A 16895-nucleotide genomic window follows, 5' to 3' on the forward strand; every position below is an offset into this window, starting at 1 on the left:
ACTTACCACTTTTAGTGATGTAGCAGGGGTCGAAAGCAATAACCCTGTCTTTACTCAGATGTTGCTTGACTAGGAGCAAGTTGAGTTGAAAAAAATCAAAAGATCTAGCGAAATTGTGCCGAAACGTACTCTCGTCGCGTTCGTCGTAGCGGGCAAGGTGAGTGAAGTTGTAGCGGCCGTGGATACACAGCCACAAGTCGAACAAGTCAAGTAAAAAATCTCGTTGCCAGACGCCAATGTCATCCATTTGCTGTATAATTGTGCGAGCGAGGGCGCGAGTCTTCGTAGGACAAGTCATAGCTTGGTGTGTTTGGTAACTTCCAAGATATGTACTTGTCCGTTTTCATCCAAACTGGCCCATTTTTAGCCTAAAATCACTACGGACCATTGCTAAGAGAAGACGTAACTTTAACTGCGGTGCAAAAATCAAGCCTCATTCAACAACTACTCTATTCCGGTAAACCGCTTCCCAAAGAGCTGGCTTTTGTACCCAACGCCAATAACCCATTCACTGGCCCCGTGCCCTCTGGACCGAAAAATGCTGCTACCTGCCGTTGTAGTATTATTCAGATGGCCCATTCTTACCAACTTACTCGCGACCATATTAGCGACAATGGCAGTAGAAGGTCTATTTACGGGCTTTATGGCTCGAGGGGCACCACCTTTAACCCAAGCGGAGGAAGCGTGAGGGTATGGTCTGGTTGGGGAATGGAAGGCCCCGCCCGCTGGAATGCCCTTACGGGCCAAAGTCAGGACGGCTGCCCACGCGCACCCTTTGGTGCTACCTGGAATGCCGAAGTAGACGACAACATTGTCGCAAACTTCAATCAGGGTTACGAAATTACAATGCCCGCCCCGAACATTGCTTCCATGGTCTTTAATTATTTATGCATTGATCAGGACGACAACCCACTTGAAACGGATTGCGAGTGCGACGAGGACAAAATAGTACGTTTTCAAGCCCAGTACCACTCAATCACCAAGAGTCAAGCCGAGGTCTTCAAAGGAGGTCTCTTTTGTGCAAACGATAAGAACGCCGCAGCTGAAGCCATCGATTTTGCCTTGCTGAGTGTGGGCAACCCTTTGAGTGAAAACTTGAATGATCCGAACAATCCCTACGCTATAGGAGATTACCAAAACATTGCCGTGAGCATCAACGGATCTACTACAGAATGTGGCATTACTTACTCAAGACCATCGGTGGTAGACTTCCTTGAATTGGCCTACTATGCTTACCGGTACATTAAAGCTGGAGACTTGATCAACACTGGAGAACCCGTTGCCGATGATGTTCTTCGGACGGGCTTTGAACAGTACTATTCCAACAATGTCTTTGATAAACTTAGCGAAATTTTCGATTCTCCTTGGCAAACCTATACTGGTCGCTGTGGAGGTGATATAAATGGCCGTTCTGCTGTCTTTCAGTTGTTAGATGACAACAATAATACTTCCCCTACCCAAGGAAATGCTGGTACTGTAAACTTCATTGCTAGATTTAATGTGAACCAACCAGTTGAGGTAATGATCTCGTCTGGAGCCAGTATGCGGGTAGCTGGACAAAGAAGGTGGAAAGCGGATGCCTCCGTTTTATCTTCCTTCAGGCTTGCGAGTGTAGTGCTTGCCACCGCCGAAACAAATGATAATGGAGACCCTGAATTGTGTTGTACACCCGGAATGGCCAGCTATGCCTTATCGGCAATCAGTGGGGATGATCCCAGTTCCGGCATCTCTGAAAACACCTGGCGAGGTCTTACCCAAAGTTTTTTTAATGTTTGGGGATTCAATGATTTTCGTATTCGCCCCGATGATCAAGTTGGCCACTACGTCAGGACAAGCTCAATCTGTGAAAATACTATTTCTGTAGATGACCCAAAAGTACTTCAGAATGATCCCGAGCGTTTTGCTAAGATCACATCGTTCCAATCTCTCCAAGATTTGATGGTAGACGGTTACAGTAGCGAAGTCTCCATATTTGACATTGCGGGCAGGCGAGTCTGGCAGGGCAATGACGGCAATCTTTCAAGCCAAGGTTCTATCCTGAACCTTGGACGCCAACTGCCAGCAGGTATTTACTTGGCAGTAGTACGCACAACAGAGGGTAAAGTCAAAGTGGCCAAATTTGTCCACCAAAATCGCTAAAATCAAGCAGCCATGCCCAATCAATTAATGTTTCTCCGGCACCTCACTTTGGCTTTCCTCTTGCTCATGCTGGCCGGATGCACGGGCTGTGAGCCCATTGATGGAAGCAACCTGAGCGACCCTTGCGAAGGCCGGCAATGCCGGATTGGGTCTACCTGCGAAGGGGGAGAGTGCATTTGCAACGATCCCGCCCTGACCATCGGCCCCAGCTTCTGCATCAACCCACAGTATACGGATTCTTGGGTGACGTATGATGTTACCCCAATTAGCGATACCATGGTGGTGGCGTTGAACGGACAACAATGGCGTGATTTGGATTGGGAAAACTTGCCCGAAAGGGCCATCTCTTTCCGGGGCTGGTCCTATGCCCGGGGTGGTGACCATAGCATCGGGCCGAGCGTAACATTGACACGCTCGCCGTTTAATCCTGACACCTTGGGGATCTATCCAATCACCAGGCAAATGGTTACCTATCACTACATTGAGGGCTGTTGTTCCTGCATTGCCCTATTTAGAGGGCGTTTAGTGAATGAGAATACCATCCAAGGCTACGTTACTACCTCGGGTTGTACCAACCCAGGTGAAAACGGTTTTCCACCCGTGAAATACGAACGCTATCCCATGACTTGGCACCGCTTGAACTAGAGGTCTCCCCGATGGGCTGCGCAGGGTACACCCTGGCGCTTCTTGCGCGAAGATCTTCGTGAGAAGCACCAGGCTGCCCTACAAAAGATGGCCTATCTAAGCATTAGGCCCCCGGCCCCAAAAGGGGGAGCATTTGCGCGGCCGCAGGTGCCAGGTTAGGGACGGGGAGAAAGGCAGGTCAACACCCCGAGTGTGTTACCTTCGCCCCGCCGCCAACCCCACCCCACGTGATGCTCGCCACCCAACGCCGTACTTTTTCGCTCGGGCCCTACACCCTCCAATTGGATACGGTAGCCGACAGCGAAGCCTTGCTCGATGCCCTCATCGCCCGGGGCGCCAGCGACCCCGACTACCAAGACGAGGTGCTCCCCTACTGGGCCGATCTCTGGCACAGCGCCCTGGCCCTTGGCGAATACGTGGCCACGGCCGACCAGGACTGGCCCAACACCCGCGTCATTGAGTTGGGCTGTGGACTGGGCCTGCCCGGCATCGCAGCAGTCCTCCGGGGCGGGAAAGTCACTTTCACTGATTACGTTACGGACGCCCTGGATTTTGCCCGCCACAACCTGGCGCTCAACCAGGCCAATGCCCAGGCAGCATTTCTCCGCCTCGACTGGCGCGACCCACCGCAGGATGTGCAGTACGACCTCGTCTTGGCCGCCGACGTCGCCTACGAAAGCCGCTTTTTTCAACCCCTCTACCACACCATTCACCGTTTGTTGGTCCCAGGTGGAGAATGTTGGCTCACGGAGCCGGGGCGGAAGATTGCCCGGGAGTTCCTGGAAGGCTTCAGCGCCGCTGGTTTTGCAGTGCTTGGTGAAGTCTTTACTACGGTGGCCCTCAATGGTACTGAGCAGCGCGTCCGGTTGGTTCGGCTGCGGAAGCCAGTGGGCGACCTTCCGTCTTAGGGGTCGGGCTGAAGCCGCGACAATACCTTGGACTGCGGTGTTGGGGGTCGGGCTGAAGCCGCGACAGTACCTTGGGCAATCTCTGGGTCGGGCTGAAGCCGCGACAGTACCAGGGGGTCGGGCTGAAGCCGCGACAGTACCGGGGGGTCGGGGCGAGTTGAAGCCCGGCTACCCCTTCATCTTTGTCGGTCCGGGTTTTGCGCTACCTTTGCGCCGCCGCACTAAAAAAGCAAGCCCGATGACTGAAGACGGACTCGTTACCATCACTGTAGTGGATCGCTTCGGCGAAGCCCACGAGCTGGAAGCCCCCACCGACATGAACATGAACCTGATGGAGGTCTGCAAGGCCTACGAACTTCCCGTGAAAGGTACTTGCGGCGGCATGGCCCTGTGCAGTACCTGCCACTGTTACGTGCTTTCGGACACGGAGCTGCCCGCGATGGGTGGCGATGAGGAGGATATGCTCGACCAGGCCTTCTTCGTAGAGAGCAACTCCCGCCTGGGCTGCCAGCTGCGCATTACGCCCGCCCTTGACGGCCTGCGCGTCCAGCTGGCTCCGGAGGCCGAAGAATAAATTTTTCCAAAAGACGCAGAAAACTTTTGCAGTTCCAAAACTGTCTGTATATTTGCAGCCCCTTAACGAAGGGACAACAAAATTAACATCGCGGGGTGGAGCAGTTGGTAGCTCGTCGGGCTCAAGAACTGTTCTATTAAAACCAGTTAGCGTGTTTACTAAACAACGTGGCGACATCGCCGAACAGGCTGTTGTACTTCAATCTCTGCGAAGGGGTTGGGGAGTACTGCGGCCAGTAGGAGATTGGCTCCCTTACGATTTAGTATTGGACGTGAAAGGTAGGTTAGTCAAGGTGCAGGTAAAATTTGCCTGGTTTGATGAAGTTAAAGGCAACTACGTTGTCGATAACCGTCGCACCAAAACAAACCGCCGGGAAATGGTCAGGTCAAATTATTCTCTTGCGGATTTTGACTTTGCCATCGCCTACATCAACGAACTTGATGTATTCTACGTCATGCCTTGTGCAGCGTTTACGGGTTTCGGATCGGAGATACACTTAGTCGAATCCGCAAGCGTCAGCGAAAACCGCGTTCTGCGGAGTTTCGTGAAGCTTGGAACTTAATAGAACAATGGGCTGCCCCAGAGGAAACTCTGGGGTGAATTTCATCAAATTCGGGGAAGCCTTTAGTATGGTAATCCCGAGCCAAGCCCGCTGGAAACAGCAGGAAGGTGTAGAGACTTTATGGTGAACACCGTAGCATTAAGTTGCCGGTGAAGAGAAAGTCCAGACCATCAAATTCGTCACAATCCGGTGACGAGCGTAGCGAAAGCTATAGTGGTAAGCATAACCCGAAGGTCACAGGTTCGAGTCCTGTCCCCGCTACATAGAAAGCCGTTGTCGACAGTGTTCGACGACGGCTTTTCTTTTTGCCCCTGCCCGGGAGCGCAGCAACCATGCTGGCAGCCCGCTTTGCAGGCCTTAGTTGGCGGGGCATTCAACCAATCTCCTTCACCAGGCATTAGAGCAAGTCAGGATATGCCAAGCTCCGGTTTTCAGCGCTTGCGCAACCGGCCCAGGCCCGCTCCTGCTGCTTCAAAAAGATAACCCACCATGGCAACCGTTAAATTCACTTTCGAAGACAAAAGCATTTCCCCCAAGACCGTCGAAAATGTTCCCGCGGACGTCAGTATTCTGGAGGTAACGGAAGAAAACGGCATCCACCTGAACCACAATTGCGGGGAGGTTTGTGCCTGTAGTACCTGCCACATCTACGTACACAGCGGCGGTGAATCCCTGGAAGAGATCAGCGACAAGGAAGAAGATTTTATCGACCGGGCCATCAACCCCCGCATCGAAAGCCGCCTGGGTTGCCAGGCCGTCATCCTGGACGAAGACGCCGTCATTGAGGTAGAGATCCCCGACCAGCGCCAGATCATTGGCCACGAACATTGATGTTTTTCCCCGGCATTCGGCTCCAAGGGAGTTGAGGAGGGCGGCTTTGGGCGGCCCTTCCCGCTCCCACTAATCCCCGCCCACACCCGAATGTTTAACCAAAAATACTAAACACACATGAGTTTTAAAGATTTTGATGACTTTCCTTTCGGCTGGGCCGACCACGAAGACATCGCCATGGCCCTTTACGACCGCTTCGGCGACGAGTTTGGCCAAGACCGCATCTACCGCATTCGCTTCACGGACCTGCTGGAGTGGATTCTGGAAATTCCGAGCTTTACGGGAACCCGCGAAGGCTCTACGGAAGAGCACCTGGAACAAATCCAGGCCCGCTGGGTGTACGAATGGCGGGAAAACCAGTAGCTTTCGCCTGGCCCATTAATCGCTCACGTCGATGAACGAACTGGAAAAATTCGAGACCATCAACACCTTCATCTTTGACGTTGATGGGGTATTGACCAATTCCCAGGTATTGGTCATGGAGGACGGTAAACTGCTGCGGCACATGAGCGTGCGCGACGGCTACGCCATCCGCCGGGCCGTTGACATGGGCTACCGGGTGGCCATCATCACCGGCGGCAAAAGCGAGGGGGTGGTTAGTCGCCTGCGGGATCTGGGCGTGGTCAACATCTACCACAGCATCAGCAACAAACTGGACGCCTACCGCGCCTTTATGGAGCTGTACGACGAAGACATCACTTACGAAAATGTGCTCTACATGGGTGATGACGTACCCGACTACGAAGTGATGCGCCTGGTGGGGCTCCCGGCTTGCCCGCGGGACGCCTGCCCGGAAATCCTCTCCGTGGCCACCTACGTCAGCCACGCCAACGGAGGGGCGGGTGCGGTGCGCGACGTCATTGAACGCACCTTGCGCCTCAACGGGCACTGGATCCCCGACGAAGAAGAAAAGGCCCTGGCCAACGGCGGTTGACCCCGCCGTAACGGACCTCCCCAGCTCTTCCCCTTGGGAGACTGCGCTGGCACCTGCGGCCGCGCCCTGAAGAAGTTTATCTTTGTGCGCTGCCAATGGGTAGCGCCCCTAATTTGCACTCCTTAAGTTTCCAATATGCAGGCCCCGATCGCCAAAAAGCAACCCAAGCTCCTCAGCATCCACGGTCATGACCGAATCGACGATTACTACTGGCTCAACCAGCGGGAAGACCCCGAGGTAATTGCCCATCTGGAAGCTGAAAACGCCTATTTTGCCGCCCAAACCAAGGAGCAGGAGCCCCTCCGCGAGACCCTGTTTCAGGAAATCAAGGGCCGGATCAAGGAAGATGATGCCAGCGTCCCTTACGTTCGGCGCGGCTACCGCTACCAGACGCGTTACGCCATCGGGGAACAGTATCCCAGCTACGTGCGTACCCCGGTAGATGGTTCGAATGAGGAAATGGTGCTGCACATCAACGAGATGGCCGCCCCGTACGATTACTACGAAGTTACGGGGCTGAACGTGAGCGACGACAATCGTTACGTGGCCTACGGCGAGGACACCATCGGCCGCCGGGTGTATACCCTCCACATCAAAGACCTGCTGACGGGGCAGTACCTGCCCGATCAAATCCCCAACACCACTGGCGGATCGGTATGGAGTGCGGATGGTCAATATCTTTTCTACTCCGTCAAAGACGAAGCCCTGCGCCCCTATAAGATCATGCGCCACCGCCTGGGGACGGCCCCGCAAGACGACGTGGTGATCTACGAAGAGTCCGACGACACCTTCCGGGCTTTTGTCTACCGCTCACAGTCCATGAAATACATCATTCTGGGTTCTGCCCAGACCCTGAGCATGGAGTACCACCTGCTGCGGGCGGATGATCCTACCGGCGAACCACGGGTTTTTCAGCCCCGGGAGCGGGAACTCGAGTACAGCATTGAGCACATTGAAGAGCGCTTTTACGTACTGACCAACCTGAATGCGAAGAACTTCCAGCTCATGGTCACGCCCGAAACGCAAACGGGCAAGGCGCACTGGCGCACCGTCATTCCCCACCGCGCGGACGTACTATTGGAGGGCATTGACGTCTTCCGCCACTTCATCGTGCTGAGTGAGCGCAAGGATGGCCTGACGCAGTTGCGGGTGCTGGACCTCCCCACCCCGACGAATCCGGAAGATCTCGCCACTCCCCGGCCGGGAACGAACGAAGACCATTACCTGGAGTTTAAGGACGGGGCCTATATGGCCTACACGACCCAGAACCTGGAATTCGACACGGAGCTGCTCCGTTTCGGCTACCAGAGCATGACGACGCCGCCGAGCACTTACGATTATCACCTGCGCACCCACGAGCGCACCCTGCTGAAGCGGCAACCCGTGCTGGGGGATTTTGACCCGATGTTTTACACCAGCGAAAGGCAATTTGCGGTGGCCAGCGACGGGACCCGTATTCCCCTCAGCATTGTCTACCACCGGGATACGCCGCTGGACGGTACCTCCCCCACCCTCCTCTACGCCTACGGCAGCTACGGACACAGTCTGGATCCTTACTTCAGCATTGCGCGGCTGTCCCTGCTGGACCGGGGCTTTGTGTACGCCATTGCCCACATCCGCGGTGGGGAGGAAATGGGGCGGCACTGGTATGACGACGGTAAGTTGTTGAAGAAGATGAACACCTTTACCGACTTCATCGCGGCTGGCGAGTGGCTCATCACCCGGAAGTACGCAGCTCCGAAGAAACTCTTTGCCATGGGTGGTAGCGCCGGCGGCTTGCTAATGGGTGCGGTGGTTAACCTGCGCCCTGAACTGTGGGCGGGCATCGTCGCGGCCGTCCCGTTCGTGGATGTGGTGACGACCATGCTGGACAATAGCATCCCCCTGACGACGGGCGAATACGACGAATGGGGCAACCCCAACCTCCCGGAATACTACGAATACATTCTCAGCTACAGTCCGTACGATCAGGTGACCGCAAAAGCCTATCCTCCGATGTTGGTGACAACGGGCCTGCACGATAGCCAGGTGCAGTACTGGGAGCCTGCCAAATGGGTGGCCAAACTGCGTGAACTGAAGACCAACGACGCCCAAATCCTGCTCCACACCAATATGGAGGCGGGCCACGGTGGAGCTTCGGGGCGCTTTGATGCCATCCGGGAAATTGCGCGGGATTATGCGTGGTTGATTTACCGGAGTACCCTGGAGGTGGAGTAGGCGGCCAAATTGAGGTAAGGTTGGGAAGTAGTAACGTAAATGACCGCTGATTATCAGACGATTAAGTTTGGTAGTTCTGTAGTTCGGTAGTGAGGACGTAATCCACTACCGAAGTACAAAACTACCGAACTGCCCTCTGACAGCCTTTGAATATCAGTTAGTTGTGGTTATTGCAAGGGCCCAACCTCACGTTATTAACGGCGCTCTTGACAAAATCAGTTGCACGGCAGCAAGCCCAAAGCTTCAACCAGCCCTTACCGCGCGACTACCGTTGCCCCGTACTGGCGGGCGGCGTAGTATTCCAGCAATTGCAGGCGGTCGTAGCCAGCCGGGTGGGTAGCGCTGGCGGGCAGGAGATGCTCGGCACCCGGGCGGGAAAGGATGAAGGCGGCGGCGGCAACGACCTCCGGTGCGGAGTAGCCGGCGCGGACCATCAGATCGAGCGCGTGTTGATCGGCCACCACCTCGGAGCGTTGGCGGTAGGTGAGGATCTGCAGCAGTTCGCGTTCGGCGAGGGTCACGTTGGTGGCATAAACGTTACCCGGACGAAGATCTCCGCCGTGGGCCAGTTCGTGGGCGACGATGAAGGCTAGTGCCACCTCGTGGTTGAGCAGCTCTTGGTAGGCCTTATCGCTTACCCAAATGAGGCGGCTCGAAGAGCACGTCATGGCATTAATCTGTTGGAGGCCACGGCGGTCGCGCATGATCTCCACGGAATAACTTTCGGCAGGGCGGCCGGTACCGGGAGCCAGCTGATCTACCAGGTAGCGCAGGTAGCGGCGGCCGGTGTGGTGGACGAGTTCGAAATTGGTATCGAGGGCACAACTGGCCACCGGCATGGAAACTTCCCCCACTTCAGCGTAGGAGACGGCGGCCTCCGGGCCAGGGGGGGCGAGGGGCCACGAACAGGAAAAGGCCAGCAGCGCCGGGGCAATACGGAATAGGGTGACAGATTTCATCGGGTTATCGGTTTTTGGTTGGATAGCTTAAACACTCCCCCACAAAACCACTTCACCCAACTTAAAAATTGCAAGCTATTTGTTAACCAAAATATAATTACGCCAAGCAGCGTAAGAGCACACAATGTTTTATCAATTTATTGTCAAAAATACCGCGTGCGTACGTAAAATTCGTTATCCCGGACGCCAAAAGCTTTAGCCAGTAGCGGACTGACTACGACAATTACGTTGGGTCCGTAAATCTGTTCGGGGATGCGCCCTACGACGCGGGCGTAGAGTTTCTTGCGGCTGCGCGGGTCATCAATTTCAATCAGGCTGTTGAGCGGTGCGGTGCGGTGGAGGGCCATCCATTTGCTGGTGTCGCCTTTTTTGGTCCAGGCCGCCTTTCCGTTGGTACTGTTGAGTTTTTTGCCGGGGGTGTACTGTTCCCATAGTTCGCGGAGCCCCCGGTTTTGGCGGACGTAGGGATCTTCCAGTTCTCCCTGCCACTCGGGGGGGATGCCGTCGATTTTGCAATAGCCGAGGTTCAGGACGGTGCTGGCAGACAAGGCCTGGGGGTTCAGGCCGGGATTGAGCCGCAGGAGGATGGATTCATCGGCCCAGCCCAGGGTGCGGCGGGCGAGTCCGAACAGCGTTTCGCCGGGCCCCAATTGGTAGCGCACGGGGGCAAACCAGGCCGAGCTGTCGCGGGAAATGTTGGTCCGGATGGCCCGTTTGGGGATGGGTACGCGCACCCGGTCGCCGGGCTTGTAAGCGGTCCGGAGCTGGGGGTTGAGAAGGTAGACATCCTCCAGCCCCAGGCCGTAGAATTTGGCAGTTCCGTAGAGGCTTTGGCCCGTGGAGAGGTAGTGATCGAAGAGGAGTTGGCCGGTACCTGCATCGAAACGCAGATGCAGGGTATCGCGGGGCAATAAAAAGTAGAGGCTATCGCCCGTGCGTTGCGCGAAGCACGCCGCCGTCGTTGCCAGGGACAACAAGGTGAGTAATAAGGATTTCAAGGGGAAGACTATTTGGATCAGTACTTAGGTACCTCCACGCTGGCCAGCGAACCCGAAGTCCATACGCCCGCCGAAGAGGTAAAATGCCCCGGCAAGGTACGGAATTTTGTTGCCGGAAAAAAGAAGGGGCTTGGCAATAGGAGGAGTTGGGGGTGACTGAGAGGAGTTTTTGGTGGTTTTTTGCGGCGACCGGGGTACTTTCGAACATGATCGAATGTTCAGGGGCCAGTCCAACACCGCCTCCAACCTTCCCCGGCACCTGCGGCCGCGCCCTAACCAAACGGCGCCCTTAGGAAAGACGGCCTTTGCTCGCCTTGAGGGTATTCATCAGCAAACTGACGACCGTCATCGGGCCCACCCCACCGGGGACGGGCGTCATCGCACTGACGATCGGCTCCAGGCTGGCGTAATCAACGTCGCCACACAAACGGAAGCCGCGACTGCGCGAAGCGTCTTCGACGCGGTTGATGCCTACGTCAATAACCACCGCGCCGGGTTTTACCAGCTCGGCCGTCACCATTTCGGGGATGCCGATGGCGGCGATGAGGATGTCGGCGCGGCGGGTGTGGGCGGCCATATCCTGGGTGCGGCTGTGGCAGAGCGTAACGGTGGCGTTACCGGGATTGCCCTTGCGGCTCAACAGAATACTCATCGGCGTACCGACGATATTGGAGCGCCCCAGCACCACCACCTCCTTGCCTTCGGTCTCGATGCCGTAGCGCTCGAGCATCGTCATGATGCCATTGGGGGTGGCGGGCAGGTAGGCCGGCAGCCCCAGGGTCATGCGGCCGATGTTGACGGGAGTGAAGCCATCAACGTCTTTTTCCGGACGGATGGCGAGGTTTACGGTGTCCTCATCAATGTGTTTGGGCAGGGGCAACTGGACGATGAAGCCGTCCACGTCGGGGTCATCGTTAAGCCGCCGGACAATCTCCAGGACCTCCTCCTGCGTCGTTTCGCTGCCCCGGCGGATGAGGGTAGACTGGAAGCCGACCTGCTCGCAACTTTGCACTTTATTGCGGACGTACACTTCGGAAGCGGGGTCAGCACCCACCAAAACGGCGGCCAGGTGGGGGATTTTACCCCCCGCCAGGCGGATTTGGTCCACCTCCTGGCGCAATTCTTCCTTAATTGTCTCGGCGAGGGCTTTTCCGTCCAATACTTGCATGGGCAAATTCGTTTTGCGCCAAAGATAGCCGCACAATTCGTTTTTGTCGCAAGGCCGCCTGCGTCATTTCGTTGGCACGGCTACCTTTGCTTTTTTCCAGCGCAACTTTGTTCCGCCCTTTTCGTTCCGTGCGGTGCGGAGCGCTTTATTTTGGCGCTGTCGCAGGTGCAATGGCGGTCGTACCTCCCTCCCCTTAATCTTATCCCGATGCCCCAACTTTACTCGCGTCTTTTTTTGCTTTTGTCGCTGCTCCTGGCCACAGTCGGAGCAATGGATGCCCAAAACATCCGCATTTCCCAGGGTGGCCGGGTAAACGTTTGTGCCGGGACTTTTTTTGACTCCGGTGGCCCCAATGGCAACCACTCCACCAGCGGGCAGTTTCAGGAAATCACGCTTTGTCCGGACGGCAGCGGAGGGACGCACGTGCAACTCGTGTTCAGCCGCTACAGCTCGGTGGGAACGATGACCATTTTTAATGGACCGACCAATGCTTCGCCTGTTTTGGAAGTCATCACCACCGATGAGGTAGGGATGAATGCCATCATCCGGGCTTCGGCGGCCAACGTTTCGGGCTGCCTGACGGTGCGCTTTGAAAGTGCGGGCAACGGCCCGGGCTGGGAGGCGGCCATCAACTGTGTAACTTCCTGCAGCCCGGTCAATGCCGTCCTGGTTTCCACCACCCCGGCGGCAATGCCCGACGCGAGTGGGTACATTGACGTTTGCCCCGGGCAATCGATCACCTTCAGGGCCCGGGGGGATTACCCCGATGCGGGCAACCCCTACCCGCAGTCGGATGCGACATCCACCTTCACCTGGTTTTTTCAGGATGGCACCACTGCTACGGGGCCTACGGTGGCCCACGTGTACGATGAGCCAGGGGGCTACGTCGTTCAACTCTTCATCGATGACGTCAGGGGATGCCGCAGCAGCAACAGCATCAGCCAGCGGGTGCGGGTAGCGCCGCCGCCGATTTTTAACATCCCCACCAACCTGGGGCAAGACCTCTGCGTGGGTGAGGAGATCCCCTTTGTGCTCGGTCGGCCCGCAACGGGCAATGGCCTGGCGATCAACCCCGCTGCCCAGGAGTTTTCGTTTAATACGAGCCAGACGCTCACGGAGCTTACCGCCCTGCCCGACGGCAACGGCACGGAATACAGCAGCCCCCTGTTTTTCACCAACTTCAACCCCGGCCAAACCCTCCAGCAAGGAGCTGATCTCGTCCGCATTTGCGCTACGATGGAGCACAGTTACCTCGGTGACCTCGACATCTGGCTGGAATGCCCCGATGGCAATCGCCTGGATCTTCACCGTTTCGGGGCCAACAACAACGTACGCCGCCAATTGCTGGGCCAGGGCAACGAAAACACGACCACTCCGGACCCGCCGGGGGTATACTGCTGGACAGCCACCGCGCCCCGTACCATGACCCAAACGGTAGACGCACAAAACATCCGCGACGGTGAAACGATGCCAGAAATCGACTACGCTGCCGAGCAGAATTTCAACAACCTCGCGGGCTGCCCCCTCAACGGCAACTGGACATTGAACATTCGCGACAACATCCTGCGCGACAACGGTTACATCTATTCCTGGACCATTGAGTTTGCCTCCGAGGTTTACCCCGACCAGGAAACCTTTCTGGTGCCCATCCAGAGCCTGGCCTTTGCCCCCAACCCGGCTTTCGGCTTTTATTCGGCCGATAGCGTACTCGTTGCCCCGCGTAACCCCGGCCAAACGGGCGTAACCATTATCTCTACCGACGTCTACGGCTGCGTGTACGACACGACCATTGCCGTGGAGTACCTTTCTCCCTTCGATCCAGCGTGTGCGGATTGCGACCGACTGCTGGCCCGCAACCAGGTGGATACGGCCATTTGTATTGGGGGCAGTTTCACTCCGAACGTCGCCGGACCTGCCCCCAACGATACGCTGGTGACCTGGACTTCCTCCGTCCCCTTCCCCTTCGGCAATTCCCTTTATCCGAATGCCAATACGCCCCTTTCCTCGATCATCAATGTCACGTCACAGAACCCGAACCGGATTTTGGACGCGAATGCCGATCTACTTTCGGTGTGCGTGAACCTGGAGAACAACGGACCGCTCAACGAGGTTACTCTTCAGCTGGTGGCCCCCAACGGCCGTACCCTTACGTTGCTGGAAAACTTCGGGGGCAGCGGGCAGGATCTTACTCAGACCTGCTTCAGCCCCACGGCAACGGCCCTGATCAGCAGTGCTGCACCGCCGTACACTGGAACCTTCCGCGCCAGCAATGGGGGCTGGACGGCCTTTAACACCAGCAACGCCAACGGGGTATGGTCGCTGCGGGCCTGGGACCGGGCGGGCAACGACCTGGGCGCCTTCCTGAGTTGGTCGATCACCCTGCGCTACGACCGGGAGATTACCTACCGTTGGACTCCGGCGAATGCTTCCCTGAGCTGTACGGACTGCCCCAATCCCACCATTACGCCCACCGCCGCAGGCACTTATACCCTGACGGTTACAACCGCCGATGGCTGCTCCGAGCAGGCGACGGTAAACGTAACGGCCAACGTGCTGGACCTGATGGTAACGGAAACCCTGACCCAGCCAGCGTGCCCGGGGACGGCAACGGGGGCAATTGACCTGACCATTATGGGTGCGGGGGGCAACACTTTCCTCTGGTCCGACGGTGTAACGACGCAAAACCGGACGGGCCTGAGGGCGGGAACCTACTCCGTGCAAGTCACCGCGCCGAATGGCTGCCGGGATGACTTCAGCTATACGCTGACGGATCCTCCGGCACTGTCACTCAACCTGGAGGCGGTGATGGATGTCCGCTGCAACGGAGGATCCACCGGCGAGATTGAGGTCCGTACGACGGGTGGCACCCCACCCTACTCCTACCTATGGGATGACCCCAATGCGCAGAACGACGAAGACGCGGGAGCCCTGGAGGCGGGGACCTATAACCTGGTGGTAACCGACGCGCGGGGCTGTACCGCCACGTTGGCGGCTACCGTCAACGAGCCTTTGCCCATTACCCTCAGCTTTCGGCCCTACGCCGTCCGTTGTTTGAACGGCGACGATGGCCGGGCAGTGGCCGTTGCTGCCGGTGGCAATGGCGGCTATACCTACGCCTGGCAAACGGGGGCGGTGACCGACAGTGTCTCCAACCTGATGGCGGGCAGTTACGAAGTGACGGTCACCGACCGCCTGGGGTGCCAGACGATGGCCACCGTTGCCATTGCCCAGCCCGCGACGCCCGTTACGGCTACCGTCGGGCAGGATGAACAGGGTTGTTTCGGCACTTCTACCAACCGCGCCACGGTAGTCCCCATGGGGGGCAGCGGCGGCTATACTTACCTCTGGAGCAACGGAGAGACGGCGGCAACCGCCGTGGCCCTGCCCGCCGGCAACCAAACGGTTACGGTGACTGACAACGGTGGCTGTGCCCAGACTTTCTCCGTGGTGCTGACCGATCTACCTGCGGTGACGGCCAACATCATCACCACTCCCCCCAGCTGCAATGACCGTGCGGATGGCCGGCTCGGGGTAATCCCCGGCGGGGGTACGGGACAAACGGAGGCAGATTACACCTACCAGTGGTCCACCGGTGGCACCGGCGTGGTGATTACCAACGTCCCGGGTGGCCGGATCTACGGGGTGACCGTAACGGATGGCCGGGGCTGTACGACCACTGCGGAGCGCTTGCTCCCCGCGCCGCCACCCATCACCTTTTCGGTAGTGGAAGACCCGGTGGATTGTTTCGGCAACGCCACCGGTGGACTTACCCTGACCAACATCAACGGCCCTAACCCGGGGAACTTTGCCATCCAGTGGGGCCCGGCGGCCAACAACAGTACGGCAGCCAGCATCTCCGGGTTGCCGGCGGGCAACAACTACCGTGTGCGGATTACCGATGTGGGCACCTGTACGGTGGATACGGTGCTGCGCATCACGGAGCCAGCGCTTTTAGCACCCAGCATTACCAAGCGCGACGTAGGATGTTTTGGCGAGACCAACGGTTCGATCAGTGTAATGGGCACTGGCGGGGTTGGGGGCTATACCTACCTGTGGAATACGGGGGCAACGCAAAACCAATTGTCTAACCTGGCGGCGGGCACCTACGACCTCACCCTGACGGACGCCAATGCTTGCCAAAGCATTTCCAGCGTAGTGGTCACTGAGCCCGCTCCGGTGGGGATCACTGCCGAAGCCGTGGCTGCGCTCTGCGCCGGTGAGGCTACGGGACGCATTACCCTGACGGGCGCAGGCGGGCGGCCACCGTACGTCTTTGGCCTGGAGAACCGGGGCTTTACCCGCAACAATGTATTTATCGGGTTGCCGGCGGCGGAGTACGTGGCCTTCGTACGCGACAGTGCGGGGTGCAGCATCAGCACTACGGCGATTGTGAACGATGGTCCGGTATTCAGCCTGGATCTGGGTCCGGACCAGGACATCATCTTCGGCGATAGTTTGCGCCTGATGCCTGCCTTGGAAGGTGGCATCGGGATGATTACCTACAATTGGCGCGGGGCCTACCCTGGCACCCTGAGTTGTGAAGACTGCCCCGAGCCTCTGGCCAGCCCGGAATACGAAATCGACTACACCCTGACGGTGATGGACGAAACGGGCTGTGAAGATGAAGACCGGGTGCGGGTGCGCGTACGCAAGATCCGGGAGGTGGCGGTGCCCAGCGGCTTTTCGCCCAACGGGGATACGCGCAATGACCTGTTGCTGGTCCATGGCCGCCCGGGAACGCGGGTACTCAACTTCGCCATTTTTGATCGCTGGGGGAACCTGCTTTTTGAGGATGGGGACTTTGAAGTCAACGACCCCTTGCGCGGCTGGGATGGCACCAAGGGTGGTCAGCCCGTCAACGCTGGTGTTTACCTTTACCGGGTATCGATCCAATACGACGACCTTTCCGAAGAAACCCTGGCGGGCGAGACTTCCCTGATCCGTTAACCTTGTTTACCTC

The 16895-nt window shown here is 57.3% G+C and carries 13 protein-coding genes and 1 pseudogene; 10 read left to right on the forward strand and 4 right to left on the reverse strand.

The window, feature by feature from the left end; genetic code table 11:
- Nucleotides 1–247 (reverse strand): annotated as a pseudogene (locus H9S92_RS07725) (transposase); the annotation flags it as partial.
- A 140-nt stretch (nt 248–387) separates the two neighbouring features.
- Here H9S92_RS07725 and H9S92_RS07730 point away from each other — a divergent pair.
- From H9S92_RS07730 to H9S92_RS07770, 9 genes are all read left to right on the forward strand, one after another.
- Nucleotides 388–2139, forward strand: coding sequence for a T9SS type A sorting domain-containing protein (locus H9S92_RS07730; protein WP_187466138.1), 1752 nt, complete (start codon nt 388–390; stop codon nt 2137–2139).
- Between the two features lie 12 nt (nt 2140–2151).
- Nucleotides 2152–2784: a hypothetical protein gene (locus H9S92_RS07735; RefSeq protein WP_187466139.1), complete on the forward strand. Its 633-nt coding sequence runs from the start codon at nt 2152–2154 to the stop codon at nt 2782–2784.
- 230 nt (nt 2785–3014) lie between these two features.
- Complete coding sequence (locus H9S92_RS07740) at nt 3015–3692, forward strand: class I SAM-dependent methyltransferase (protein ID WP_246463731.1); 678 nt, start codon at nt 3015–3017, stop codon at nt 3690–3692.
- Nucleotides 3693–3930: 238 nt separating this feature from the next.
- The gene (locus H9S92_RS07745; RefSeq protein ID WP_187466141.1) at nt 3931–4266 is read left to right on the forward strand and encodes a 2Fe-2S iron-sulfur cluster-binding protein; all 336 of its coding nucleotides are present in this window, start codon (nt 3931–3933) and stop codon (nt 4264–4266) included.
- A 151-nt stretch (nt 4267–4417) separates the two neighbouring features.
- Nucleotides 4418–4828: a group I intron-associated PD-(D/E)XK endonuclease gene (locus H9S92_RS07750; RefSeq protein ID WP_222936021.1), complete on the forward strand. Its 411-nt coding sequence runs from the start codon at nt 4418–4420 to the stop codon at nt 4826–4828.
- 489 nt (nt 4829–5317) lie between these two features.
- Nucleotides 5318–5659 carry a 2Fe-2S iron-sulfur cluster-binding protein gene (locus tag H9S92_RS07755; protein ID WP_187466142.1) on the forward strand — a complete coding sequence of 114 codons (342 nt, stop codon included), beginning with the start codon at nt 5318–5320 and terminating at the stop codon, nt 5657–5659.
- Between the two features lie 117 nt (nt 5660–5776).
- Nucleotides 5777–6022, forward strand: coding sequence for a Fe-S cluster assembly protein IscX (gene iscX, locus H9S92_RS07760; RefSeq protein WP_187466143.1), 246 nt, complete (start codon nt 5777–5779; stop codon nt 6020–6022).
- Nucleotides 6023–6053: 31 nt separating this feature from the next.
- On the forward strand, nt 6054–6593 hold the full coding sequence (locus tag H9S92_RS07765; RefSeq protein WP_187466144.1) for a KdsC family phosphatase: 540 nt from the start codon (nt 6054–6056) through the stop codon (nt 6591–6593).
- Nucleotides 6594–6728: 135 nt separating this feature from the next.
- On the forward strand, nt 6729–8810 hold the full coding sequence (locus tag H9S92_RS07770; RefSeq protein ID WP_187466145.1) for a S9 family peptidase: 2082 nt from the start codon (nt 6729–6731) through the stop codon (nt 8808–8810).
- 254 nt (nt 8811–9064) lie between these two features.
- Here H9S92_RS07770 and H9S92_RS07775 read toward each other — a convergent pair whose 3' ends face one another.
- The 3 genes from H9S92_RS07775 to folD all read right to left on the reverse strand — a co-directional run bounded on the left by H9S92_RS07775 (nt 9065) and on the right by folD (nt 11935).
- The gene (locus tag H9S92_RS07775; protein WP_187466146.1) at nt 9065–9769 is read right to left on the reverse strand and encodes a M48 family metalloprotease; all 705 of its coding nucleotides are present in this window, start codon (nt 9767–9769) and stop codon (nt 9065–9067) included.
- 143 nt (nt 9770–9912) lie between these two features.
- Nucleotides 9913–10767: a hypothetical protein gene (locus H9S92_RS07780; protein ID WP_187466147.1), complete on the reverse strand. Its 855-nt coding sequence runs from the start codon at nt 10765–10767 to the stop codon at nt 9913–9915.
- 289 nt (nt 10768–11056) lie between these two features.
- Nucleotides 11057–11935 (reverse strand): bifunctional methylenetetrahydrofolate dehydrogenase/methenyltetrahydrofolate cyclohydrolase FolD, encoded by an 879-nt coding sequence (gene folD / locus H9S92_RS07785; protein WP_187466148.1) that lies wholly within the window; start codon nt 11933–11935, stop codon nt 11057–11059.
- 207 nt (nt 11936–12142) lie between these two features.
- On the opposite strand from folD, the gene H9S92_RS07790 reads away from it, so the two are divergent.
- Nucleotides 12143–16882 carry a proprotein convertase P-domain-containing protein gene (locus H9S92_RS07790; RefSeq protein ID WP_187466149.1) on the forward strand — a complete coding sequence of 1580 codons (4740 nt, stop codon included), beginning with the start codon at nt 12143–12145 and terminating at the stop codon, nt 16880–16882.
- The last annotated feature ends 13 nt before the right edge of the window (nt 16883–16895 follow it).

It is taken from the genome of Neolewinella lacunae (genome assembly GCF_014349155.1).
Taxonomy (GTDB): domain Bacteria; phylum Bacteroidota; class Bacteroidia; order Chitinophagales; family Saprospiraceae; genus Neolewinella; species Neolewinella lacunae.